General features: G+C 65.6%; 24 protein-coding genes. 11 read left to right on the top strand and 13 right to left on the bottom strand.

Features of this window, described 5'->3' with window-relative positions:
* Positions 1 to 24: 24 nt before the first annotated feature.
* A complete protein-coding gene (locus RM190_RS05415; RefSeq protein WP_311758387.1) occupies positions 25 to 783 on the top strand; it encodes an ABC transporter ATP-binding protein in 759 nt (252 codons plus the stop codon).
* Here the strand turns inward: RM190_RS05415 and RM190_RS05420 are convergent.
* Positions 780 to 1,511: a VIT1/CCC1 transporter family protein gene (locus tag RM190_RS05420; protein WP_311758388.1), complete on the bottom strand. Its 732-nt coding sequence runs from the start codon at positions 1,509 to 1,511 to the stop codon at positions 780 to 782. The genes RM190_RS05415 and RM190_RS05420 overlap by 4 nt on opposite strands.
* A gap of 237 nt (positions 1,512 to 1,748) precedes the next feature.
* On the opposite strand from RM190_RS05420, the gene RM190_RS05425 reads away from it, so the two are divergent.
* Positions 1,749 to 2,171, top strand: a complete 423-nt coding sequence (locus RM190_RS05425) for a Fur family transcriptional regulator (RefSeq protein ID WP_311758389.1) — start codon at positions 1,749 to 1,751, stop codon at positions 2,169 to 2,171.
* Positions 2,168 to 2,539: a YigZ family protein gene (locus RM190_RS05430; protein WP_311758390.1), complete on the top strand. Its 372-nt coding sequence runs from the start codon at positions 2,168 to 2,170 to the stop codon at positions 2,537 to 2,539. The genes RM190_RS05425 and RM190_RS05430 overlap by 4 nt, the downstream gene beginning before the upstream one ends.
* Here the strand turns inward: RM190_RS05430 and RM190_RS05435 are convergent.
* Together RM190_RS05435 and pth are read right to left on the bottom strand one after the other, a co-directional pair.
* The gene (locus RM190_RS05435) at positions 2,536 to 2,904 is read right to left on the bottom strand and encodes a DUF2237 family protein (RefSeq protein WP_311758391.1); all 369 of its coding nucleotides are present in this window, start codon (positions 2,902 to 2,904) and stop codon (positions 2,536 to 2,538) included. The genes RM190_RS05430 and RM190_RS05435 overlap by 4 nt on opposite strands.
* 67 nt (positions 2,905 to 2,971) lie before the next feature.
* Positions 2,972 to 3,697: an aminoacyl-tRNA hydrolase gene (gene pth / locus RM190_RS05440; RefSeq protein WP_311758392.1), complete on the bottom strand. Its 726-nt coding sequence runs from the start codon at positions 3,695 to 3,697 to the stop codon at positions 2,972 to 2,974.
* Between the two features lie 197 nt (positions 3,698 to 3,894).
* On the opposite strand from pth, the gene RM190_RS05445 reads away from it, so the two are divergent.
* The 5 genes from RM190_RS05445 (at position 3,895) to RM190_RS05465 (ending at position 7,489) form a co-directional block, all read left to right on the top strand.
* On the top strand, positions 3,895 to 4,524 hold the full coding sequence (locus RM190_RS05445; protein ID WP_311758393.1) for an ATP-dependent Clp protease proteolytic subunit: 630 nt from the start codon (positions 3,895 to 3,897) through the stop codon (positions 4,522 to 4,524).
* Positions 4,525 to 4,685: 161 nt separating this feature from the next.
* Positions 4,686 to 5,951: an ATP-dependent Clp protease ATP-binding subunit ClpX gene (clpX, locus tag RM190_RS05450; protein ID WP_311758394.1), complete on the top strand. Its 1,266-nt coding sequence runs from the start codon at positions 4,686 to 4,688 to the stop codon at positions 5,949 to 5,951.
* A gap of 192 nt (positions 5,952 to 6,143) precedes the next feature.
* The gene (locus RM190_RS05455) at positions 6,144 to 6,518 is read left to right on the top strand and encodes an NADH:ubiquinone oxidoreductase subunit NDUFA12 (RefSeq protein ID WP_311758395.1); all 375 of its coding nucleotides are present in this window, start codon (positions 6,144 to 6,146) and stop codon (positions 6,516 to 6,518) included.
* 3 nt (positions 6,519 to 6,521) lie between these two features.
* Entirely contained in the window at positions 6,522 to 6,992 is a 471-nt protein-coding gene (mlaD, locus tag RM190_RS05460; protein WP_311758396.1) for an outer membrane lipid asymmetry maintenance protein MlaD, read from the top strand.
* Positions 6,989 to 7,489 carry a DUF2155 domain-containing protein gene (locus tag RM190_RS05465; protein WP_311758397.1) on the top strand — a complete coding sequence of 167 codons (501 nt, stop codon included), beginning with the start codon at positions 6,989 to 6,991 and terminating at the stop codon, positions 7,487 to 7,489. The genes mlaD and RM190_RS05465 overlap by 4 nt, the downstream gene beginning before the upstream one ends.
* Here RM190_RS05465 and aat read toward each other — a convergent pair.
* The 6 genes from aat to tkt all read right to left on the bottom strand — a co-directional run bounded on the left by aat (position 7,453) and on the right by tkt (position 14,043).
* Complete coding sequence (aat, locus tag RM190_RS05470) at positions 7,453 to 8,088, bottom strand: leucyl/phenylalanyl-tRNA--protein transferase (protein WP_311758398.1); 636 nt, start codon at positions 8,086 to 8,088, stop codon at positions 7,453 to 7,455. The two genes, RM190_RS05465 and aat, sit on opposite strands and share 37 nt — an antisense overlap.
* 6 nt (positions 8,089 to 8,094) lie before the next feature.
* Entirely contained in the window at positions 8,095 to 9,450 is a 1,356-nt protein-coding gene (gene accC, locus RM190_RS05475) for an acetyl-CoA carboxylase biotin carboxylase subunit (RefSeq protein ID WP_311758399.1), read from the bottom strand.
* Positions 9,451 to 9,457: 7 nt separating this feature from the next.
* Entirely contained in the window at positions 9,458 to 9,979 is a 522-nt protein-coding gene (gene accB, locus RM190_RS05480) for an acetyl-CoA carboxylase biotin carboxyl carrier protein (RefSeq protein ID WP_311758400.1), read from the bottom strand.
* 101 nt (positions 9,980 to 10,080) lie between these two features.
* Complete coding sequence (locus RM190_RS05485; protein ID WP_311758401.1) at positions 10,081 to 10,977, bottom strand: lysophospholipid acyltransferase family protein; 897 nt, start codon at positions 10,975 to 10,977, stop codon at positions 10,081 to 10,083.
* A 10-nt stretch (positions 10,978 to 10,987) separates the two neighbouring features.
* Positions 10,988 to 11,914: a DMT family transporter gene (locus tag RM190_RS05490; protein WP_311758402.1), complete on the bottom strand. Its 927-nt coding sequence runs from the start codon at positions 11,912 to 11,914 to the stop codon at positions 10,988 to 10,990.
* Between the two features lie 110 nt (positions 11,915 to 12,024).
* Positions 12,025 to 14,043: a transketolase gene (tkt, locus tag RM190_RS05495; RefSeq protein ID WP_311758403.1), complete on the bottom strand. Its 2,019-nt coding sequence runs from the start codon at positions 14,041 to 14,043 to the stop codon at positions 12,025 to 12,027.
* 337 nt (positions 14,044 to 14,380) lie between these two features.
* On the opposite strand from tkt, the gene RM190_RS05500 reads away from it, so the two are divergent.
* Entirely contained in the window at positions 14,381 to 15,874 is a 1,494-nt protein-coding gene (locus RM190_RS05500) for a nucleobase:cation symporter-2 family protein (RefSeq protein ID WP_311758404.1), read from the top strand.
* Here RM190_RS05500 and RM190_RS05505 read toward each other — a convergent pair.
* Genes RM190_RS05505 through RM190_RS05520 form a run of 4 tightly spaced genes read right to left on the bottom strand, consistent with a single transcriptional unit; the run spans position 15,868 to position 20,116 of the window.
* Positions 15,868 to 17,229 carry an HlyC/CorC family transporter gene (locus tag RM190_RS05505; RefSeq protein WP_311758405.1) on the bottom strand — a complete coding sequence of 454 codons (1,362 nt, stop codon included), beginning with the start codon at positions 17,227 to 17,229 and terminating at the stop codon, positions 15,868 to 15,870. The genes RM190_RS05500 and RM190_RS05505 overlap by 7 nt on opposite strands.
* On the bottom strand, positions 17,226 to 18,236 hold the full coding sequence (locus RM190_RS05510; protein WP_311758406.1) for a site-specific tyrosine recombinase XerD: 1,011 nt from the start codon (positions 18,234 to 18,236) through the stop codon (positions 17,226 to 17,228). The genes RM190_RS05505 and RM190_RS05510 overlap by 4 nt, the downstream gene beginning before the upstream one ends.
* Before the next feature lie 7 nt (positions 18,237 to 18,243).
* On the bottom strand, positions 18,244 to 19,881 hold the full coding sequence (locus RM190_RS05515; protein WP_311758407.1) for a hypothetical protein: 1,638 nt from the start codon (positions 19,879 to 19,881) through the stop codon (positions 18,244 to 18,246).
* Positions 19,868 to 20,116: a hypothetical protein gene (locus RM190_RS05520; protein ID WP_311758408.1), complete on the bottom strand. Its 249-nt coding sequence runs from the start codon at positions 20,114 to 20,116 to the stop codon at positions 19,868 to 19,870. Before RM190_RS05520 ends, RM190_RS05515 begins: the two co-directional genes overlap by 14 nt.
* A gap of 190 nt (positions 20,117 to 20,306) precedes the next feature.
* On the opposite strand from RM190_RS05520, the gene RM190_RS05525 reads away from it, so the two are divergent.
* Both RM190_RS05525 and aroB read left to right on the top strand, forming a co-directional pair.
* On the top strand, positions 20,307 to 20,843 hold the full coding sequence (locus tag RM190_RS05525; protein ID WP_311758409.1) for a shikimate kinase: 537 nt from the start codon (positions 20,307 to 20,309) through the stop codon (positions 20,841 to 20,843).
* Positions 20,840 to 21,946, top strand: a complete 1,107-nt coding sequence (aroB, locus tag RM190_RS05530; protein ID WP_311758410.1) for a 3-dehydroquinate synthase — start codon at positions 20,840 to 20,842, stop codon at positions 21,944 to 21,946. The genes RM190_RS05525 and aroB overlap by 4 nt, the downstream gene beginning before the upstream one ends.
* The last annotated feature ends 2 nt before the right edge of the window (positions 21,947 to 21,948 follow it).

Genomic DNA, 21,948 nt, shown 5'->3' on the forward strand with positions numbered 1-21,948 from the left:
ATACCCATTCGCAAGGCTGCTGACATGCTTGAGATCGAAAACCTGCACGTCTGGTTCGGCGATCCCCCGGAACGGGTCGATGCGGTCAGATCGGCCTCGCTTCGCGTCGGGCAGGGGGAAAGCTTCGGGATCGTCGGCGAATCCGGTTCCGGCAAGTCGACGATCCTGCGCGCCATCACGGGCTTGATCGGCAGCTGGTCGGGCCGCATCGCCGTTGAGGGAGAAGAGGTCCACGCCCGCCACCGCTCGCGCCGTTTCCACAAGACCGTGCAGATGGTCTTTCAGGATCCCTATGCCAGCCTGCATCCGCGCCACTCGGTTGACCGAGTCCTGTCCGAGACGCTGCAATTGCAGGGCATGGACCAGATCGACGCGCGCATCCCGCGCCTGCTCGATTCCGTCGGGCTGGGTCGGGGGTTCCGCTTCCGCTATCCGCACCAGCTTTCGGGCGGTCAAAGGCAGCGCGTGGCGATCGCGCGCGCCCTTGCGGCCGAACCGCGGCTTCTGCTGCTGGACGAGCCGACCAGCGCGCTGGATGTCAGCGTCCAGGCCGAGATCCTGAACCTCTTGTCAGACCTGCGCCGTGACCGCGGACTGACCTATGTCATGGTCAGCCACGATCTGGGCGTCGTCGCCCATATGTGCGACCGCGTGGCCGTGATGCGGGGTGGCCAGGTTGTCGAGATGCTGGAGGTCGGGGCGCTGCGCTCGGGCCAGGTGGCGACGGATTACGCGCGCGAGCTGCTGACCGCGAGCAGCAGCTATGAACGCGAGACGCCCTAGACCGCGACGCCCGAAAGCCAGCCGACGCCGGCGGTTATCGTCATGGCAAGGATGCCGCCCGCCACAACGCGCAGGACCGCGCGACCGGGGCGGGCACCGCCCGCCCAGGCCCCCAGCGCGCCAAGCAGCGCCAGTGCCAGCAAGACCGCGACAAGGACCGTGGGGATGACGGCGCTGGCTGGAGAAAGGACGGCCGCCAGCAGCGGCAGTGCCGCCGCGATGCTGAAGGTCGCAGCCGAGGCTACCGCCGCCTGCAAGGGATTGGGCGCGGTTGCCTCGCTCAGCCCCAGTTCATCGCGCAGATGGGCACCCAGCGCGTCATGCTCTGTTACTTCGCGCGCGGCCTGCAGGGCGGTTCCGGGCGCCATGCCGCGGGATTCATAGATCGCGGCCAACTCGTGCAGCTCTTGCTCGGGCATGTCTCGCAGAGCGGCACCTTCGCGCGCGATATCGGCGCGTTCGGTATCCGATTGCGAACTGACTGACACATATTCGCCCAAGGCCATCGACAGCGCACCCGCAACCAGCCCCGCCGAGCCTGCGATCAGGATCGCCTCGCGCCCCGGATTTGCGGCAGCGACGCCCACGATCAGCGCCCCGACCGAGATGATGCCGTCATTCGCGCCGAGGATCGCGGCGCGCAGCCAGCCCATGCGGGTGACGTAATGGGGGTCGTCGGGATGCGCGCTTGCCGGTGCAGGGGCGATCGGGCTGGTCGTCAGGCTCATGCGGGTACTCCACAGTGGGCAACGAGGCAGGTGATGGCCCCAGCATATCGCCCGCAACCGCGCGTTGGCCAGAGCGCCGATACCGGTGGGCGATGATATGCCGCAGCCTGGCCGCTTCGTGGCAAAGGTTCGCGCAAGTGCCCCCGCGGGCCCAGGACGTGGGTGGACACATGGGCGGGACCGTATCCGGACCGTCAACCTCGTTGTAATTCGCACGTTCCTGAGTAAGAAAGCGGCATGGAGAACGAAGCCCGAGCCCAATCCTTCGAGCGCGCCTTGCGTCGGGCGGGAGTCAGGATCACGCGCCAGCGTGCCGCCCTGCTGCGCGTCCTTGCCGGCGCAGAGGATCACCCCGACGCGAACCAGCTTTACCTGCGCGCGACCGAGGCGGGGGCCGGGGTTTCCCTTGCGACCGTCTATCGGACCCTGTCCGCGCTTGAGGCGCAGGGCGTCATCCTGAAACTGGAATTCGAGGGCGAGGCCGCGCGCTTCGAGCCTGCCGACGGCAAGCACCACGACCACATCATTGATATCGAGACCGGCGAAGTCACCGAATTCGTCAGCGAACGTATCGAAAAGCTGCAGGCCGAGATCGCTGCCGAACTGGGCTATGAGATCGTCCGTCACCGGCTGGAGCTGTATGTCCGGCGCAAGACATGACGCTGGCCGTTTTCGACAAGATCATCTCCGACCGGGGATCGCGCTATGCCGTGTCGGGCGGGCCGGCGCGGAGCCGTGAAGACGTGCAAGCGCTGCTGGCCGAGTTGAAGCGCAACAAGCGCTTTGCCAAGGCCACGCACAACACTTGGGCCGCCATGCTGGGCGGCGAGGCGGTTCGCGACGATGACGGCGAAAGCGGCGCGGCGCAGATCATCCAGCAGATGTTGGAACGCGCCGGCCTGGACAATCACGTCATCGTCGTGACGCGTTGGTATGGTGGCAAGCATCTGGGCGGCGACCGTTTCCGCCACGTCGTCGATGCCGTCCGCCATTATCTTGCGCAGGCGGATCTTTCGGCTGGGGCTTAGGTTTCGACCGCGTGCGCCTGCAGCAGTTCCATCGGCACGATATCCAGGGTGCGTTGGTGGGTGGACTCCAGCGCGACCTTGGGCGCGGCGAATTCCTGCGTTGCCTGCAGGAAACGCGCGGCGCAAAGGCACCAGCGATCTCCCGGCTTCAGACCGGGAAAGCGGTATTCTGGCCGCGGTGTGCTGAGATCGTTGCCGAGATATTTCGAAACCGCCAGGAATTCTGCGGTCACGATGACGCAGACCGTGTGTCGACCGGAATCCTGCGGCCCGGTATTGCAGCATCCGTCGCGGAAGAACCCGGTCAGGGGCGCGGTCGAACAGGTCTCCAGGGGACCGCCAAGGACGTTCAGGGCAGGGTCCATCGTCAATCCTCCATTGATCCGGCAATTCGTCCTGCGGGCGTCGGCAGGTTTGCCGTCCGCAGACGTGTCATCTGAACCGCTCGCCAAGCGCGCGCAGCCTGTCCGACAAGGTTTCCGGCTTTGCGGGTGTCTCGGGCGGCGTGGCGTCCTTCTTGGCGGGGGCGGGCTTTGCCACCGGTGCCCCGGCACTGGGGGGCGCGGCAGGGCGGGGGCCGCTGTTTCGCGCAGGCGACACACGGGCCGCGACGGCATTCATCACGCGTGCGTCGTCACCCGCCGCCAACGCCTCGGCGCCGTCCGAGATGCCGCGCAGCAGATCGTCCAGCCCGTTTTCCTCGGCCTTGGCGAAGTCGGACAGGACATAGCCCGCGACGCGGTCCTTGTGTCCGGGATGGCCGATCCCGATGCGCATCCGGCGATACGTCTCGCCTATATGCTGATGGATCGAGCGCAGGCCGTTATGCCCGGCATGACCGCCGCCCAGTTTCAGCCGCACCTTGCCCGGGGCAAGGTCCAGTTCGTCATGCAGCACGATCACATCGCCGGGCTCGATCTTCAGATAGCGCATCGCCTCGCCGACGGACTGGCCGGAGAGGTTCATGAATGTCGCGGGTTTCAGCAGCACCACCCGTTCCTGACCCAGTCGTCCTTCAGAGACCTCGCCCTGGAATCGCGCGCGCCACGGCCCGAACCCGTGGTCCGAGGCGATGCGGTCCAGCGCCATGAAACCGACATTATGGCGGTTCTTTTCGTATTTCGCGCCGGGATTTCCCAGGCCGACGATCAGTTTCATCACATTCTCCGTCTCTGGGGGCCAGATTATCCGTCACGGCGGGCAGGGGCAAATTCTTACGCTCTCTTGTCCTCGGGGGCGGGCGTTACTAAGACTCTGTCAACTCTTCGTCTCTACGAACGAGCCAAGGCGGATGCATCCCGCTTTGGCGATTCGGGAAACGGGCAGGCCAGGCAGGGAAAAAAGCAGGGAAAGACATGCAAGATCCGGCAGAATTCTACATGAACACGCTCGTTCCCATGGTCGTCGAACAGACCAGCCGTGGCGAACGGGCCTATGACATTTTCTCGCGCCTGCTGAAGGAACGCATCATCTTCATGTCCGGCCCGGTGCATGACGGTGTGGCGACCCTGATCTCGGCGCAGTTGCTGTTCCTTGAGGCGGAAAATCCGAACAAGGACATCAGCATGTATATCAACAGCCCCGGCGGTGTGGTGACCGCTGGCCTGTCGATTTATGACACGATGCAATACATCAAGCCGCGCGTCTCGACGCTGGTGGTGGGTCAGGCGGCCTCGATGGGGTCGCTGCTTCTGTGCGCTGGCCAGCCCGGTCATCGCTTCTCGCTTCCCAACAGCCGCATCATGGTCCACCAGCCCTCGGGCGGGTTCCAGGGTCAGGCGACCGACATCCTGATCCACGCGCGCGAAACCGAAAAGCTGAAGCGCCGCCTGAACGAGATCTATGTGGCGCATACCGGGCGGACGCTGGAAGAAGTCGAAGAGGCGCTGGAGCGTGACCGCTTCATGTCGCCGGAAGAGGCCAAGGAATGGGGCCTGATCGACGAGATTCTGGTGGCCCGCGGCAAGGCCGAGCCGTCGACCTGAGGGCGCATGAACCCATCCGGTTACGGCTTTTTTGGGGATTGTGACGGGCCAAGGCGGCCCGTAACATGTCATAAGATGCGTGGTGCGGCAAAATTCGCGCCAAAGACAGGCGGGCGTCCGGCGGTGGGCCGGGCCCCCGGGGCAATGCGAGGATCGAATTAATGGCTAATCCGACAGGCGGCGACAGCAAGAACACGCTTTATTGCAGCTTCTGCGGCAAGAGCCAGCATGAGGTACGCAAGCTGATCGCCGGTCCGACCGTGTTCATCTGCGACGAATGTGTCGAGCTGTGCATGGACATCATCCGGGAAGAGACCAAGTCCTCGGCGCTGAAGTCGGGTGACGGCGTCCCCAGCCCGCGCGAGATCTGCAATGTTCTCGACGATTATGTCATCGGCCAGGAACATGCCAAGCGCGTGCTTTCGGTTGCGGTGCACAACCACTACAAGCGACTGAACCACAGCTCCAAGACCGATATCGAGCTGTCGAAGTCTAACATCCTGCTGATCGGCCCGACGGGTTGCGGCAAGACGCTGCTGGCGCAGACGCTGGCGCGCATCCTTGACGTGCCCTTCACCATGGCCGATGCGACCACCCTGACCGAAGCGGGCTATGTCGGCGAGGATGTCGAGAACATCATCCTGAAGCTGCTGCAGGCATCGGAATACAATGTCGAGCGGGCGCAGCGCGGCATCGTCTATATCGACGAGGTCGACAAGATCACCCGCAAGTCCGACAATCCCTCGATCACCCGCGACGTTTCGGGCGAGGGGGTGCAGCAGGCTCTGCTGAAGATCATGGAAGGCACCGTTGCCAGCGTTCCCCCGCAAGGTGGCCGCAAGCATCCGCAGCAGGAATTCCTGCAGGTCGACACGACGAATATCCTGTTCATCTGCGGTGGCGCGTTTGCCGGGCTTGATCGGATCATTGCGCAGCGGAACAAGGGCACCGCGATGGGCTTCGGCGCCGCGGTCAAGGAAAATGACGACAAGGGCGTGGGCGAGCTGTTCAAGCAGCTTGAACCGGAAGACCTGCTGAAATTCGGCCTGATCCCCGAATTCGTCGGGCGTCTGCCGGTCATCGCAACGCTGGGCGACCTGGACGAAGGCGCGCTGATCACCATCCTGACCGAGCCGAAGAACGCCCTGGTCAAGCAGTACCAGCGTCTTTTCGATCTTGAGGACGTGAAGCTGACCTTTACCGAGGATGCGCTGGTCGCCATCGCGCGGCGCGCCATCAAGCGCAAGACGGGCGCCCGGGGCCTGCGCTCGATCATGGAGGATATCCTGCTGGATACCATGTTCGAACTGCCCGGCCTCGACAGCGTCGAAGAGGTGGTGGTGAACGAAGAAGCGGTCGACAATCCCAGCGCCACGCCGCTGCTGATCCATGCCGACGCGAAAAAGGAAACCGCGACGGCGGGCTGATCGCTGGCCGTGAGGGAAATTGCGGCCCGCGACGGAAAACGTCGCGGGCCGTTGCCGTTTTGGCGGGGCCGCTTCCGTTCACAGGGACGCGCGCGGCCGCGAATTGGGGGCTTGGGGGCTCGCGCTCTCTGGACCTTGGCGGCAAGTTGCGCCATATCTCATCCCAAATCCGACTGACGAAGGTTCACGACCATGTCCTTTCTGCTGCGCGCCCTGACCTGGTGGAACAGCCAGACGATCAACACCCAAGTCTGGACCAGGCTTTACGGTGAAAAGGTCGGCCAAGACGACCAAGGGAACGTCTACTACCAGTCGGGCGGCGGCAAGCGGCGCTGGGTGATCTATAATGGCGAGGCCGAGGCCAGCCGCGTGTCGCCCGATTGGCATGGCTGGCTGCACCACACCTATAAACAGCCGCCGACCACGGCGCCGATGGTCCACAAGCCCTGGGAAAAAGAGCATGTCGCGAACCCGACCGGGACCGACGAGGCCTATCACCCCGCGGGCTCGATCTATCGCGCAGAACCCGCGCGTCGCCGCGACTATGACGCCTGGCAGCCCGAGTAAGCCATGCAAAGCGCCGCCGAACGGGCCGAACTCTGGGTTGGAACGGCGGTCCTGGCCGTCGCGGCGGGCTTTCTGATCTGGACCGGTTCGGGAAGCGGCTTCGGGCGTGGGCTGGGCGGTGACGGTTACGAATTGCGCGCGGCCTTCCCGAGCGTGGACGGGATCGACGTCGGGACCGATGTCCGCGTCGCAGGTGTCAAGGTCGGCAAAGTGACCGGCATCGACCTGAACCCCCAGACCTATCTGGCCGAAGCGCGGTTGCGCATCCCCGCCGAAATCCAGATGCCCAGCGACAGCGCCGCGCTGATACAGTCCGACGGGCTTCTCGGCGGTGCCTATATCGAGCTTCAGCCCGGCGGCGCGCCGGACAACCTTGCCCCCGGTGACGAGATCGAGGATGTGCAGGGTGCCGTCAGCCTGTTGTCGCTGATGATGAAATTCGTTGATGCGCAGGCGGGGGGAGACCAGAAATGACCCGTCGTATCCTCGCACCCGCGCTGCTTTGCCTGCTGATGGGCGCCGTGCCCGTTGTGGCGCAGGAAGAGGATGGGTCGCTTTCCGACGAAAGCCTGATGGTCGACCCCGCCTTCAGCGACGATCCTAATGCCGTGGTGGTGATCGAGCCATCGGCCGCCGAACGCGAGGCTGCGATTGCAGGCGCGCGCGGGCCGGATACCGCGCAGGGCAAGGGCGCGAAATTGCGCGGTCTGGACAAGGTCACCGGGCAGACTCACGATTTCGGGTTGGAGAACGGACAGTCGACCGAGTTCGGACGACTTCAGGTGCGGCTGGGCGAATGCCGTTTTCCGGCGAACAACCCTGCATCCGACGCCTATGCCGAGCTGACCGTGGTCGATACGCGCGCGAACAATACCGTGTTTTCGGGCTGGATGATCGCATCCTCGCCGGCGCTGTCAGCGATGGATGATCCGCGCTACGACGTTTGGGTCATCTCCTGCAACAACGCCTGACGGTCCGGCAGCCCGGCCGCGGTGAAGTCCGCACCACTGCGGATCGCCTGCGCCAGACGGCGTCGGTATTCCCCGCGCAGGATCGCGCGCCCCCCCATCGAAGTCAGGTGTTCCGTCGGATATTGCGTATCCCAAAGCTGAAACCCAGTCCGGCGCAGGTGCGACGACATCCAGATCAGTGCCACTTTTGAGGCGTTCGGCCTGCGTGAGAACATGCTTTCCGCGAAAAAGGCCGCACCCAGCGAAACACCGTAGGTCCCGCCTACCAGTTCGTCGCCGTCATAGATTTCAAGGGAATGCGCATGGCCAAGCTGAAACAGCTCGCGGTAGAGCTCGATCAGGTCGGCATTGATCCATGTCTCTTCGCGGTCGGCACAACCGGCCACAACCCCGTCAAAATCGGAGTTGATGCTGGCCCGCCACCCGCATTGGCGCAGGAAGCGGTGCATCGAGCGCGAGACATGGACCCCGCCCACCGGCAGGACGCCGCGCTCGGGCGGGTCGAACCAGTAAAGTTCGGGATCGGCGGCTGAACGGGCCATGGGAAAGACGCCCTGGGCATAGGCCAAAAGCAGTCTTTCCGCCGTCAGTTCCACCATTCCCGATCAGCTGTTCGGATCGGCCAGCTTGGCCAGCCAGCGTTCCAGCCAGTGGATCGAATAGTCACCCCGCTGGATATCCGGGTTTTCAAGCAGCGCCCGGAACAGCGGCACGGTGGTATCGACACCATCGACGATCAACTCGCCCAACGCACGGTCAAGGCGCGCCAGCGCTTCGTGCCGGTCACGACCATGCACGATCAGCTTGCCGATCAGGCTGTCGTAATAGGGCGGGATGCGGTAGCCGTCATAGATCGCGGCATCCATCCGAACGCCCAGGCCACCCGGCGCGTGGTATTGCGTGATCTTGCCCGGCGAGGGCGTGAAATTCGGCAGCTTTTCCGCATTGATCCGCACTTCGATCGAGTGGCCGCGGATCTCAAGATCTTCCTGGCGGAACTCCATCTCTTCACCGGCGGCGACGCGGATCTGCTGGCGCACCAGATCGACCCCGAAGATGGCTTCGGTGATCGGATGCTCGACCTGCAGGCGGGTGTTCATCTCGATGAAATAAAACTCGCCATCCTCGAACAGGAATTCGATCGTGCCGGCGCCGCGATAACCCAGCTTTGACATCGCATCCGCACAGATGCCGCCGATGCGGGCACGCTGTTCGGGCGAAATTGCGGGGCCGGGAGCCTCTTCCAGCACCTTCTGGTGGCGGCGCTGCAGCGAACAGTCCCGCTCGCCCAGATGCACCGCGCGGCCCTTGCCGTCGCCGAAGACCTGGATCTCGATATGGCGCGGGCGCTGAAGATATTTCTCGATATAGACTTCGTCATTGCCGAAGGCGGCCTTGGCTTCGGTCCGGGCGGTGCGGAAGGCGATTTCCAGCCCATCCTCATTCTCGGCGACCTTCATGCCGCGGCCACCGCCGCCTGCCGTCGCCTTGATGATGACCGGATAGCCGATTTCGGCCGCGACGCGGTAGGCCGAGGCGACGTCCGGGACACCACCTTCCGAGCCGGGGACGACCGGAATGCCAAGCGCCTTGGCGGTGTCCTTGGCGGTGATCTTGTCGCCCATGATGCGGATATGTTCGGCCGAGGGGCCGATGAAGGCGATGCCGTGATCCTCGACCATCTGCACGAAGCCGGCATTTTCCGACAGGAAGCCATAGCCCGGATGGATCGCCTGCGCGCCCGTGATTTCGCAGGCGGCGATGATCGCGGACATCGACAGGTAGCTGTCGACAGAAGGCGGCGGTCCGATGCAGACCGATTCGTCGGCCATGCGGACATGCATGGCATCGGAATCGGCAGTGGAATGGACCGCGACCGAGGCGATGCCCATCTCGCGGCAGGCGCGGACCACCCGTAGGGCGATCTCGCCGCGATTGGCGATCAGGATCTTGTCAAACATCCCGGCCTCACTCGACGACCATCAGGGGCGCACCGAATTCGACCGGGCTGCCGTCGTCGACGAGGATGCGCTTGACCGTACCCGAGCGCGGCGAGGGGATGTGGTTCATGGTCTTCATCGCCTCGACGATCACCAGCGTATCGCCTTCCTTGACTTGCTGGCCGACGCTGACGAAGGCCGTGGCGCCCGGTTCAGGCGACAGATAGGCGGTGCCAACCATGGGCGAGGTCACGATGCCCGGAAGGCTGGTCGGATCCTCATTCGCGGCAGGGGCGGCGGGTGCGGCTGCGGCAGGTGCGGCGGCCGCGAGGGGCAGGGCAGCCGCGGGCGCGGCCGCGACAGTCTGGATGATCTGCTTGCCTTGTTTCGACAGGCTGACAGTCAGCCGGTCGTTTTCGCCGTATTCGCGCTTGACGGAAAGTTCGGTCAGCTCGTTGCGGTTGAGCAGTTCGGCCAGGGCCTGGATGAAGGCGACGTCGCCCTTGCCATTGCCTTCGTCCTGACCTGCGTGATTGTGATCGTCGCTCATGCCGTCCTCTGGATTTTGTCGTTGAGTGCCGCGCGTCCGGCGCGGCGGTTGGGGCGCTTATAGCCTGTCATATGACGCGAGGGAAAGGGTTTCCCCGGCGACTAGCGCGCGTCGCCACGTTCTTTCCAGCGGCGATGGACCCAGAACCATTGATCCATATGGGCGCGCACCTGCGCCTCAAGGTGATCGTTCAGATCCTGCATCATGGTCGCGGGATCGGAATGGGGAATGGGTTCGCCGACTTCGACGCGAAAGCTCAACCCGTCCGGCTGGCGGATTCCGGCGATCGGCAGGATCAGCGCTTCGTAGCGGATGGCAAGCTCGGCCGGGGTCAGGACGGTCTTCGTCGTCAGGCCGAAGAACTTCAGTGGTGCGCCATGGCCGTCGAACTGGTCATAGCCCAGTGACAGCCAACCGCCGCCCTTCAGGAATCGCAGCATGGCGGCCAGGCCCGAGCGTCCGCGCGGGAACATCGGTTCGGCTATGGCGCGCATCGCGGGGATGTAATGGCGGTTGAACGCCTCGTTGTTCATGGGGCGGTAAAGCGCGCCCACCGGCCAGCCCCGACCGGTCAGGGCAGCGCGCATCGCGTCGTAATTGCCGAAATGCGCCACGGCCAGGATCACCGGCCTGCCTGCGGCGGCCGCCTGCTCCAGTGCGGGCAGGCCGGGGCCGCAGAGCGGATCGGCCGAATGGATGCGGCCGATGAACTCGGTCCCCGAATAGATCTCGGTCAGCGAGCGACCGGCATTGTCGGGCACCGCGCGGGTCAGGTGGCGCACCTCGGCCGGGGTCAGGTCCGGCCGTGCCTTGGCAAGGTTCGTCCGGATGCGCTTGCGCCAGCCCGCAACGGGACCAAGCACATGGGCAAAGAACCAGCCCATTGCGGGAATGCGACGCTCATAAGGCAGGATCCGGGCCACGCCCATGATGGCAAGAAAGGTGCCATTCGCGATCCGGTCGGTCAGGGAGACCCTGTCTTCGTCTTTCTCGCTCATTCGGTTCCGTCTATCCTGCCTTCTGCATGGCGCGCGCTTCGCGCAGCCAGACATATATGCCCGCGCCAACGATGATCAACGCACCGGCCAAAGTCCAGCGGTCGGGCAGGGTGCCCCAGAACAGCCAGCCCCACAACCCGGCCCAGATCAACCCGGTATAGCCGAAGGGGGCAATTGCGGCGGCCTCGGCCAGGGCAAAGGCGCGGATCAGCATCGCCTGCGCCACGGTTCCCAGCGAACCGATCAGCAGGAAGGCCCAGATGTCGGTACTGGCAATGGGTTGCCAGACAAAGGGCACGGCCAGCGTGGTGATGACCGTGCCGACCGTCGCCGACCACAGGATCGAGGTTGCGGTCGAATCCTCGCGCGCCACCCGCGTCAGGATCGCGCCCGCCGCATAGGTGAAGGCCGCAACCAGCGGCAACAGCGCTGCCGGCTGGAAGACGCCAAGACCGGGGCGGATGATGATCATTGCGCCGCAAAGCGCCGTGATGATGCCCAATGCGCGGCGGATGCCGATCCGCTCGCCCAGAAAAATTGCGGCGCCAAGCGTGATCAGCACCGGGTTGATGTCCATGATCGCCGTCGCCTCGGCGAGCCCGATCCATTGCAGCGAGGTGAAGAACAGCCCGCCCGAGGCAAGCTGGGTGATGCCGCGGAACAGCTGCACGACCGGGCGTTTCGTGACCATCGTCCGGCGAAAGCGCGGCGCGAAGATCACCGCGACGATCAGGAAGTTGATCGAGAAGCGCGCCCAGACGATCTGGCCGGGGTGGTAACGCTCGGCCAGGTGCTTCGCGGTGGCATCCATCATCGTGAAGATGAAGATCGACAGCAGCAGCAGCAGGATGCCCTGCAATTGCGTCGAACGGACCGTGCTGCCCGCGGGGGCAAGGATCGGCGGAATCCCCGGAGGGGGGCTGTCTGGCTGGCTCATCTGGGGACTCCCTTGCCGCGCGTTATGCCGATGCGCGGTGACAAGGTCCATGCCCCGGAATGCAGACGGCCGCGCGAATGGCGCGGCCGTCGTTTTCATGTCGCCATTGCTCAGCCAAGCAGGCGGCGGGCCTCGGCGACGGCGGCTTCGGCGGTGATGCCGAACTCCTTGTAAAGGGTCGGGGCCGGGGCCGATGCGCCAAAGCCGGTCATGCCGATGAAGCCCGAGGTTTCCTCGCGACCGCGTTCGCCCAGCAGCAGCCATTCCCAGGGCTGACGGACGGCGGCCTCGATGGCGATGCGCACGGTGTTCGCGGGCAGGACCGAGCTGCGGTAAGCCACGTCCTGATCGCGGAACAGTTCCATCGACGGGACCGAAACCACGCGGGTCGGCACGCCCTGCGCCTCAAGCTGGTCGCGCGCGGCGACCGCGATCTCGACCTCGGAACCGGTGGCCATCAGCACGACTTTCGCCGTGTCGCTGGCTTCGCGCAGGACATAGGCGCCCTTGGCGGTCAGGTTCTCGCCCGCGGTTTCGCGCAGCGTCGGCAGGTTCTGACGCGACAGGGCCAGGATCGAGGGCGAGCTGTCCTCGCTCAGCGCGATTTCCCAGGCCTCGGCGGTCTCGACCAGATCGCAGGGGCGGAAGGTCAGCGTATTGGGCGTGGCGCGGCAGATTGCCAGATGCTCGACCGGCTGGTGGGTCGGGCCGTCCTCGCCCAGGCCGATGCTGTCATGGGTCATGACATAGACAACCGGCAGGCCCATCAGCGCCGACAGGCGCATTGCGCCGCGGGCATAGTCGGTGAAGCACATGAACGTCCCGCCATAGGGACGGAAACCGCCATGCAGCCAGATGCCGTTCATCGCGGCGGCCATGCCGTGTTCGCGGATGCCGTAGTGGATATAGCGGCCGGTGCGGTTCTCGGGCGTGAAGATGCCCAGATCCTTGGTCTTGGTGTTGTTCGAGCCGGTCAGGTCGGCCGAACCACCCAGAGTCTCGGGCAATTCCGGGTTCACGACCTCAAGCACCATCTCGCTGGCGCGGCGGGTCGCGATCTTGGGCTTGCTCGACAGCGCCTGTTCCTTCAGCGCGGCGATGGTCGGCGCAAGCCGGTCGCTGCCCTCGCCCGAAATACGGCGCGCGAATTCCTCGCGGTTCGCACTGGCGTCGACGCGGGCATTCCACGCCTCGCGCGCGGACTTGCCGCGGGCGCCGATCGCGCGCCAATCCGACAGGATATGCTCGGGGATGATGAAGGCGGGGGATTCCCAGCCATAGGCGGCGCGGGCGGCGACGATTTCCTCGGCCCCCAGCGGCGAGCCATGAGCGCCCGAGCTGTCCTGCTTCTTCGGCGAGCCATAACCGATGATGGTCTTGCACGAGACCAGCACCGGGCGGTCGTCGGCACCGCTTGCGGCGTCGGTCAGCGCGCGGTCGATGTCGGCGGCGTCATGGCCGTCGCAAGCCAGCACGCGCCAGCCCGAGGCCTCGAACCGCTTCATCTGGTCGGTATTGTCCGACAGCGAGACGCGGCCGTCGATGGTGATGTCGTTGTTGTCCCACAGGACGATCAGGTTCTTCAGCTTCTGGTGACCGGCCAGCGCGATGGCTTCCTGGCTGATGCCTTCCATCAGGCAGCCGTCGCCGGCGATGACCCAGGTCTTGTGGTTGCACAGATCGGCGCCGAACTGGGCGCGCATCGCCTCTTCGGCGATGGCCATGCCGACCGAGGTGGCGATGCCCTGGCCCAGCGGACCGGTCGTCGTCTCGACACCTTCGACATGGCCGTATTCCGGATGGCCCGCCGTGATCGCGCCCCATTGGCGGAAGTTGCGGATCTGGTCCATCGACATCTGCTCATACCCGGTCAGGTGCAGCAGCGAATAGATCAGCATCGAGCCGTGGCCGGCCGACAGCACGAAGCGGTCGCGATCGAACCAGTTCGGAGCGGATGCGTCGAATTTCAGGTGATTGCGGAACAGGACCGTGGCCACGTCGGCCATGCCCATCGGCATGCCGGGATGGCCCGAATTCGCGGCCTCGACTGCGTCCATCGACAGGGCGCGGATGGCGGAGGCAAGGCGCCAGTGGTCGGGATTGGCCTTGCGGCGTTCGGCGATGTCCATTGTGGATTTCCGTGCTGGTGGATGCGCAGCTTCTGATATTCAGGCGGACGCCCTGTTGCAACCCGCGACCGCGGCCTTGCCCGACTGCCCGAACGGCATTTTTCGTCCCGGGCCGCAGGATCGGCGACCGGGCCGGGCTCTTTCACCCGGCTGCTGCGAAGGGTGCTGGATCGCGAGGCGCGGCGCAAGGCGATTTCCACCCCTTTGCCTCGGCCTGCCCGCGAACCGGGCCGCACCTGCTGCCGGGGCATCTTTCGGCATAAATTCGTTGCGTTGAATCAAACCCCTGCGCTTAAATTTCAGGACACAATGATAATGACCTGACACGGAGGACTTCATGGGACAGACCGCACCCGCTGCTCGCGATCCGGTGGACGAGATCCTGCCGCCGGCCCGCATGACCATGCTGGGGCTGCAACACGTGCTTGTCATGTATGCAGGGGCCGTGGCGGTGCCCCTGATCGTGGGACGCGCGCTGAAACTTGCGCCCGAGGATGTCGCCTTCCTGATTTCGGCGGATCTGTTTTGTTGCGGCATTGCGACCATCATCCAGTCGTTGGGCGCGACCCGCTATTTCGGGATCCAGCTTCCGGTGATGATGGGGGTCACGTTCGCCTCGGTCGGACCGATGGTGGCAATGGCCAATGCCAACCCCGGCCCCGACGGCGCGCGAATGATCTTTGGCGCCATCATCGGGGCGGGGATCATCGCCATGGTGATCGCGCCCTTTGTCGGGCGGATGCTGAAATTCTTTCCGCCGATCGTCACCGGCACGATCATCCTTGTGATCGGCGTGTCGCTGATGCGGATCGGGATCAACTGGATCTTCGGCAATCCGGTCGGCCCGACCGCGCCGAAGATCGTGGACCCCGTCGCTTTGGGCTGGCTGAACCAGCTGAAAGAGATGCAGGCGACCGGCGTGGTCCCTGCGCTGCCCCAGAACTTTGCCCCGGCGGCCAGCGTGCAGAACCCGCTTTACGCGAGCCCCGTCAATATCGTGATCTCGGCGGTGGTGCTGGTCGCGATCCTGATGATCGCGCGGTTCGGCAGGGGCTTCATCGCGAATATCGCGGTGCTGCTGGGCATGGTGATCGGCGCGATCCTGACCATCCTGCTGGGTCAGATGAGCTTTGCCAAGGTGGCCGATGCCGCCTGGTTCGGGGTGGTCGCGCCCTTCCATTTTGGAACTCCGATCTTCGACCCGGTGCTGATCGTGACCATGGTGCTGGTGATGATCGTGGTCATGATCGAATCCACGGGCATGTTCCTGGCCTTGGGCGAGATGACCGGCCGCAAGATCACGCAGGAACGGCTGACCGCGGGTCTGCGCACCGACGGGTTGGGGACACTGCTTGGAGGGATTTTCAACACCTTCCCCTATACCTCGTTCAGCCAGAACGTCGGTCTGGTCGGCGTGACCGGGATCAAGAGCCGCTATATCTGCGTGGTGGGCGGCGTGATCCTGATCCTGTTCGGACTGGTGCCCAAGATGGGCGCGGCGGTCGAGTCGCTGCCGACCTCGGTTCTGGGCGGGGCGGGGCTGGTGATGTTCGGCATGGTTGCGGCGACGGGCATCCGCATCCTGTCCACCGTGGATTTCGCCAGCAATCGCAACAACCTGTTCATCGTCGCCGTTTCGCTGGGCTTCGGAATGATTCCGCTGATCGCGCCGGACTTCAAGCAATGGATGCCGCATGCGATTCACCCGCTGATTGAATCCGGCATCCTGCTGGCGACCATCGCGGCGGTGGTGCTGAACGCCTTCTTCAACGGTACCCGTGGTGGCAGCGCCGACGATGCCCGCCGTGCGGCAAGCCTTGTCGATCACTGACCGCTGCGACCCTCGTCGCCGGACGGGGGCGGCGCGACAAGAGGCCGGATCCGCAACCGCGTGATCCGGTTCTCGCGCCGCGCGACGACCTCGAACCGATAGCCGTGGAAGGAAAATACCTGCCCGGGCGTGGGAATCGACTGGGCGGCATGGATGACCAGACCGGCGACGGTATTCGCCTCGTCATCGGGCAGGGACCAGTCCAGCGCGCGGTTCAGGTCGCGGATGGTGGTTGCCCCGTCGACGCTGTAATCGCCCGCGTCATTCGGGGTCAGGGATTGAGCGATGTCGGTATCATGTTCGTCGGTGATCTCGCCCACGATCTCTTCAAGGATATCCTCCAGCGTGATCAAGCCACGCAGGTCGCCATATTCGTCGACCACCAGCGCGAAATGGGTGCGCCGCGCCAGAAACTCGCGCATCTGCTCATCCAGCGGGGTCGTGTCGGGCACGAAATAGGGGGGCATTGCCACGCTGAGGATATCGAAGCCTTCCAGCGCGTCGCTGCCGCCTTCGCCCACGGCGCGGCTGACCCCGCGCAGCAGGTCCTTCGCATGGATCACGGCGATGACGTTTTCCCGCTCTCCGCGAAAGATGGGCAGGCGGGTATGGGGGCTTTTCAGCACCCGGTCCAGCACCGCCTGTGTGGGAAGGTCCGCGTCGATCATCTCGATGCGGGAACGGTGCAGCATGATCTCTTCCACGGCGCGATCGCCCAGATCCAGCGCGCCCCGCAGCAGGTCGCGTTCCTCCTTGAGGACGGTGCCGCTGGAATGGCCAAGGTCGAGCGCGTCGACGATTTCCCGTTGAACCGAAAACAGCCGCGCCTCTGGATCGGGGGCATGCCGGAACAGGGCAAGAAAGCCGCTGACGGCCAGCCGCGCGATGGCGACCACGGGCGCAAGCGGTGTCGCGAAGGCGCGGACCGCGCGCGCGACCCGGCATGCAGTTTCCTCGGGGTCGCGGGCCGCAAGCGCGCGGGGCAGGATCTCGGCCAGGACCAGCACCAGAATGACGGTGATCAGCACGGCCACCGCCTCTCCACCCAAGCCGTAAAGATGCAGGAACAGGCCGGTCGCAAGGCTTGCGGTCAGGACGTTCGCGATGATCCGGCCCAGATGCAGCGCGCCGATCAGACGCTCACTGTCCTCGGTCAGTTCCAGCGCCACCGCAGCGCCGTCATCGCCACGCTCGGCGCGGTTGCGAAGGCGCGCGCGGCTGGACGCGATCAGCGCGGCCTCGGACCCGGACAGGAAGGCCGAGACTGCCAGCAGCAGGACGATCGCCGCGACCGTCAGCCAGGTCGCCAGATCATGTGCAGACGCGGTTCCGGCCGCCAGCCCGGGCGTGGTCATTCCCTGGGCTTTCCGGGCGGTGTCTGCGCCAGCGGGTGATGGTTCAGCACCAGATCGCGCATCCGGCTGTCAAGGACATGGGTATAGATCTCGGTCGTGCCCAAGTCTGAGTGGCCCAGCAGCATCTGGATCGCGCGCAGATCCGCGCCGCCCTCAAGCAGGTGGGTCGCAAAGGCGTGGCGCATGACGTGGGGTGAAACACGGGCGGGATCAATCCCGGCGGCCAGCGCAAGCTGATTCATCAGCCCGTTCACCGCCTGCCGCGTCATGTGTCCTTCTGCGCTGGGGGCTGGAAACAGCCAGCGCGATCCGCGTCCCGCCACAAGCCGCCCCAAGGGCGATTGCGCAGGAGCATTGTCGCGCAGGACCAGCCAGGCAGCCAGCGCCGCGCGCGATGGCCCGTTCAGCGGCACCATCCGTTCGACCCCGCCCTTGCCGCGGATCAACAGCACGGCGGGATTGCCCCGACAGGCGGTGACCGGCAGCGAGACAAGCTCGCTGACCCGCATCCCGGTGGCATAGATCAGTTCGACCAGAACCAGGTTGCGGGCCTGTTCGATCTGGTTGCGGCCCAGCTGGGGCAGGGCGTCCATCATCGCCTGGACCTCGTCCCGGTTCAGCGTCTTGGGCAGGCGCTTGGCCCGGCCCGGCCCGGCGATGCGTCCGGCAGGATCATCGTCGCGCCAGCCTTCCTCAAGCGCGAAACGGGTCAGCTGGCGCACAGCGGACAGCCGACGCGCACGCGTGGCCCGGGACAGGCCCTGCGCATCGCAATGGCCCAGATAGTCCTCGATCCCCTCGCGGGGCACGGTCAGGATGGTCAGTTCGCGCGCTCCAAGCCAGTCGCTGAAATCCCGCAGGTCGCGGCCATAGGCCAGCAGCGTGTTCCGCGCCGCCCCGGATTCCGCGGCCAGCGCGTCCAGAAATGCGGCGATCCGGCGGCGGTCGTCAGCCTGGCCCCGGACTGGTCCGGTCTTGCCGTCGAATGGTCCGTCGGTCTTGGGCATGGCTCGCTCAGGGATTGGCCGGATAGGCACCGGGTGAGGCCCCGATGACCGGGGCAAGGATCAGTTCGATGGCGGCCTGGCGGGCAATCTCGCCCTGGTTCAGCGCCCGAAGCACGGCAAGGCCCTGCGCTGCGCGGGCAAGATCGCCGTCGATCCCCGCATCCGCATCGGCAATCGCGGTCAGCATTGCCTCGCCTTTGCGGTTCTGTGCGAACTGGTCGCTGGTCGCCTGAGGCAATGGACGGTCCGCGACGAAGGCGGTCAGCAATTGCTCGGCCCGGTCAGAGCCGGGGCCGGCAGGGGGCACGGCGGCGGCAAGGCCGCTGGCAAAATCCAGAAGCCACAGGTCGAAGGGTTGTGCGTCGCCTGGCGTCTGCTTGACCATCCGCCAATCCCCGGCCTGAAGCGCCAGCCACAGGGCGATCTGCCCCGCACGGCCAGTCAGCGGCAGCGCCGCGACATCGCCTCCCACCATGTCTGCGAATGCCGGACCCAGTCCGGCTGCGACCATCGCGTCGAAAGCCGGCGGCAGGGTCTGCTCGACCTGGGCCATCTGACCACCGGCCAAAGCCACGTCCAGCGCCTGCACGGCAGCCGCCCGGTCCCAGACCCCGCCCGAGGCCGCGGGCTTCTGCTCGCCATAGATCCCGCGCAGTTGCGAAGCGGGGATGGCGCCGCCGCGGGCCAGTCGCTCGGCCGCGTCCAGCCGCGCCTTCCAGCCGCCATTCTCGTCCAGGTCGGCCAGCGCGAAAGCCAGCGGCAGATTGGCCGAGGGGAGGGGCTGGCCGATCGCCTCGTGCAGGCGCAGATCCAGCGGCGTCACCACGGTCGGAGGCGGCAGGATGTCGCTTTCGTCCGAATAGGAATCGTCAAGGTAATGACCCAGCAGGGTCGCCATCTGCGGGTCGATCATGCCGTTCAGATCGGCACCGTGAAAGACCAGGGCCGCCGCGGCCCAGTCGCCGCCTAGTGCAAGGCAGAAGATCCGCGCCGGAAAACTGGGCGCGACGCCGGGGGTGCGGTCCATGATCTGGCAGGCCTGCGCCTCGTCCCCGGCCAGAAGCGCGATGTCGAACAGGCGGCGGAAACGCTCGGGATCGGCGGGACCGGCGGCCTGAAGCAATTCCTTGGCCGCGCCTGTCGCACCCATGTCCAGCAGCTTGTCGACACGGGCCAGGAAAAGCTGGCCATCCGCGCCGGGCTGGGCCTTGGGCGGAATGAACTGGGTCGCCAGGACCCGGCGTTCCAACCGGCGCAAAGCTGGCAGGCGCGGATCCGAGGACAGGACCATCCGCGCCAGCGTCGCACTGTCGGAATCCCCCCACAGGCTGGCGGGCAGGCCCGCCGCGCGGGGGGATACGGTGCCCTTGCTGTCGGCATTTCCCTCACCCAGACGGGTGACGCCGACGGGCTCGACGGCGCCACTGGGCGCGATTTCCTTGCGGCTGCGCGACTTCAACTCGGGCGGGCGGCCATCGCCCGGTCTCCAGGCCGAAACGGCATCGGGCTGCCGGATGCTGCCCGACAGCCAGTCGCTGGCCGAAAGCGGAGGGCGCGCATTGCCGGAACCCGGCAGCAGTGCAAGACCCGCCAGGAAGACCGTCAGCGCCCATGTGGCGCGGGAGCCCGGATTAATCGAGATCATTTTGCTCCGTCGTGGCGGCACCGGTTTCCTGCGCTTCGGGCGCGGGCTGTTCCGCAGCCGGAGCCTCGGACACGGTTCCGACAATCGGAGTAGAGGCCGTGGCAGGGCCAAGGTCAAGCTCGACCGGCAGGCGCGTTTCGCGCGGGTCGGCCTGCATGTCGCCGAAATAGGCATAACCGGTCAATCCGCCCAGCAGCAGAATCACCAGCACGACCACAACCCACAAAAGCTTCATAGCCTGTCCTTCTCGCCTCGAAAGCGTTTTCTCTGCCGGTCTGACGCCGGCACGCGCGAAATATATATGGCATTTCCGGAAAGATCACGCCATTCAGTGCCTCCAATATCTTGTCCGGCGGCGATGCGGAACAGGCCGCAGACAAAACCAAGGGAAGATGTGGGGCAGGGAAGTGGCTGACGGGTGGCTGATGCGGCGGAATATCGTTCTGGTCGGGATGATGGGGGCGGGCAAGACCGCGATCGGGGCGGAGCTTTCGCGCCGGCTGGGTCGTCCGTTCTGGGACACCGATGCCGAGATCGAGCGCGCGGCCGCCATGACCATCCCCGAGATCTTTGCCCGCGACGGCGAGGAGTTCTTCCGCGCCCGTGAAACCGAGGTGCTGGCACGCGTGCTGGCCGGAGGGGACAGCATCGTCTCGACCGGCGGTGGGTCGTGGATGCGCGAGGCGAACCGCAGCCGTATCGCCGGGAACGGAGTGTCGGTCTGGCTGGATTGCGATGCGGAGACGCTGTGGCAAAGGGTGCGCAGCCGCCCGACGCGGCCCCTGCTGCAGACCGCCGATCCGCGCGGCACGCTTGAACGGCTGCTGGCCGAACGCAGCCCGGTCTATGCGCTGGCCGACATCCACGTCCGCGCCCTGCGCAAGGACGCGGTCGAGGAAACCGCGACACAGGTGATCGCGGCGATCCAGGACCGGCAACCGATCATTCTGGAGGCGAAATGAGCATCGAGACCGTCCGCGTCGAACTGGGCGACAGATCCTATGACGTACGGGTGGGTCGCGGCCTGATCGCCCGTGCCGGTGCCGAGATCGTGGCTCTTGCAGGACGCCGCCGTGTCGCGATCGTGACCGACCGGACGGTGGCATCGCACCATCTGGCCGATCTGCGGGCGGCACTGGCCGCGCAGGGGATCGATGCCCCGGCGCTGGAGCTGCCGCCGGGCGAAGCGACGAAATGCTGGGCCGAGCTTGGCCATGCGACCGAATGGCTGATCGCGCAGCGCATCGAGCGCAAGGATCTTGTCATCGCCCTTGGTGGCGGGGTGATCGGCGACCTTGCGGGCTTCGCCGCCTCGGTCCTGAGGCGCGGGGTGCGGTTCGTCCAGATCCCGACCAGCCTGCTGGCGCAGGTCGACAGCTCGGTCGGTGGCAAGACCGGGATCAACAGCCCTCAGGGCAAGAACCTGATCGGCGCCTTTCACCAGCCAGCGCTGGTCCTTGCCGATATCGACGTTCTGGGCACGCTGACGCCGCGCGATTTCCGTGCGGGCTATGGCGAAGTGGCGAAATACGGGCTTCTCGGCGACGAGAATTTCTTCGAATGGCTGGAGGCGAACGGCTTGCGGCTTGCCTCGGACCCCGAGGCGCTTCAACGCGCCGTGCGCCATTCGATCCAGATGAAAGCCGGCATCGTCGAGCGCGACGAGACCGAGCAGGGCGAACGCGCGCTGCTGAACCTTGGCCACACCTTTGGCCATGCGCTGGAATCCGCGACTGGCTATTCCGACCGGCTGCTGCACGGTGAGGGCGTGGCGATCGGTTGCACCCTGGCGTTCGAGCTTTCGGCGCGGATGGGCCTGTGCAGCCAGGAAAGCCCGTCGCGCGTGGCTGCGCATTTCCGCGCCATGGGTCTGCCCGCATGCATCGGGGACATTCCGGGCGATCTGTCCGATGACGAGGCGCTGATCGCGCTGATGGGGCAGGACAAGAAGGTTCAGGACGGCAAGCTGCGTTTTATCCTGGCGCATGGAATTGGCCGCGCCTTCGTCACCGACCAGGTCGATCTGTCAGACCTGCGCGCCGTGCTGGCGCAATCGCGCGGCTAGGC

This window comes from Paracoccus broussonetiae, from assembly GCF_031854425.1.
In the GTDB taxonomy this organism is placed as follows: domain Bacteria; phylum Pseudomonadota; class Alphaproteobacteria; order Rhodobacterales; family Rhodobacteraceae; genus Paracoccus; species Paracoccus broussonetiae.

Coding starts and splice junctions, on each gene's coding strand:
- RM190_RS05415 (WP_311758387.1), top strand. CDS start 25: ATGCTTGAGATCGAAAACCTGCACGTCTGGTTCGGCGATCCCCCGGAA.
- RM190_RS05420 (WP_311758388.1), bottom strand. CDS start 1,511: ATGAGCCTGACGACCAGCCCGATCGCCCCTGCACCGGCAAGCGCGCAT.
- RM190_RS05425 (WP_311758389.1), top strand. CDS start 1,749: ATGGAGAACGAAGCCCGAGCCCAATCCTTCGAGCGCGCCTTGCGTCGG.
- RM190_RS05430 (WP_311758390.1), top strand. CDS start 2,168: ATGACGCTGGCCGTTTTCGACAAGATCATCTCCGACCGGGGATCGCGC.
- RM190_RS05435 (WP_311758391.1), bottom strand. CDS start 2,904: ATGGACCCTGCCCTGAACGTCCTTGGCGGTCCCCTGGAGACCTGTTCG.
- pth (WP_311758392.1), bottom strand. CDS start 3,697: ATGAAACTGATCGTCGGCCTGGGAAATCCCGGCGCGAAATACGAAAAG.
- RM190_RS05445 (WP_311758393.1), top strand. CDS start 3,895: ATGCAAGATCCGGCAGAATTCTACATGAACACGCTCGTTCCCATGGTC.
- clpX (WP_311758394.1), top strand. CDS start 4,686: ATGGCTAATCCGACAGGCGGCGACAGCAAGAACACGCTTTATTGCAGC.
- RM190_RS05455 (WP_311758395.1), top strand. CDS start 6,144: ATGTCCTTTCTGCTGCGCGCCCTGACCTGGTGGAACAGCCAGACGATC.
- mlaD (WP_311758396.1), top strand. CDS start 6,522: ATGCAAAGCGCCGCCGAACGGGCCGAACTCTGGGTTGGAACGGCGGTC.
- RM190_RS05465 (WP_311758397.1), top strand. CDS start 6,989: ATGACCCGTCGTATCCTCGCACCCGCGCTGCTTTGCCTGCTGATGGGC.
- aat (WP_311758398.1), bottom strand. CDS start 8,088: ATGGTGGAACTGACGGCGGAAAGACTGCTTTTGGCCTATGCCCAGGGC.
- accC (WP_311758399.1), bottom strand. CDS start 9,450: ATGTTTGACAAGATCCTGATCGCCAATCGCGGCGAGATCGCCCTACGG.
- accB (WP_311758400.1), bottom strand. CDS start 9,979: ATGAGCGACGATCACAATCACGCAGGTCAGGACGAAGGCAATGGCAAG.
- RM190_RS05485 (WP_311758401.1), bottom strand. CDS start 10,977: ATGAGCGAGAAAGACGAAGACAGGGTCTCCCTGACCGACCGGATCGCG.
- RM190_RS05490 (WP_311758402.1), bottom strand. CDS start 11,914: ATGAGCCAGCCAGACAGCCCCCCTCCGGGGATTCCGCCGATCCTTGCC.
- tkt (WP_311758403.1), bottom strand. CDS start 14,043: ATGGACATCGCCGAACGCCGCAAGGCCAATCCCGACCACTGGCGCCTT.
- RM190_RS05500 (WP_311758404.1), top strand. CDS start 14,381: ATGGGACAGACCGCACCCGCTGCTCGCGATCCGGTGGACGAGATCCTG.
- RM190_RS05505 (WP_311758405.1), bottom strand. CDS start 17,229: ATGACCACGCCCGGGCTGGCGGCCGGAACCGCGTCTGCACATGATCTG.
- RM190_RS05510 (WP_311758406.1), bottom strand. CDS start 18,236: ATGCCCAAGACCGACGGACCATTCGACGGCAAGACCGGACCAGTCCGG.
- RM190_RS05515 (WP_311758407.1), bottom strand. CDS start 19,881: ATGATCTCGATTAATCCGGGCTCCCGCGCCACATGGGCGCTGACGGTC.
- RM190_RS05520 (WP_311758408.1), bottom strand. CDS start 20,116: ATGAAGCTTTTGTGGGTTGTGGTCGTGCTGGTGATTCTGCTGCTGGGC.
- RM190_RS05525 (WP_311758409.1), top strand. CDS start 20,307: ATGCGGCGGAATATCGTTCTGGTCGGGATGATGGGGGCGGGCAAGACC.
- aroB (WP_311758410.1), top strand. CDS start 20,840: ATGAGCATCGAGACCGTCCGCGTCGAACTGGGCGACAGATCCTATGAC.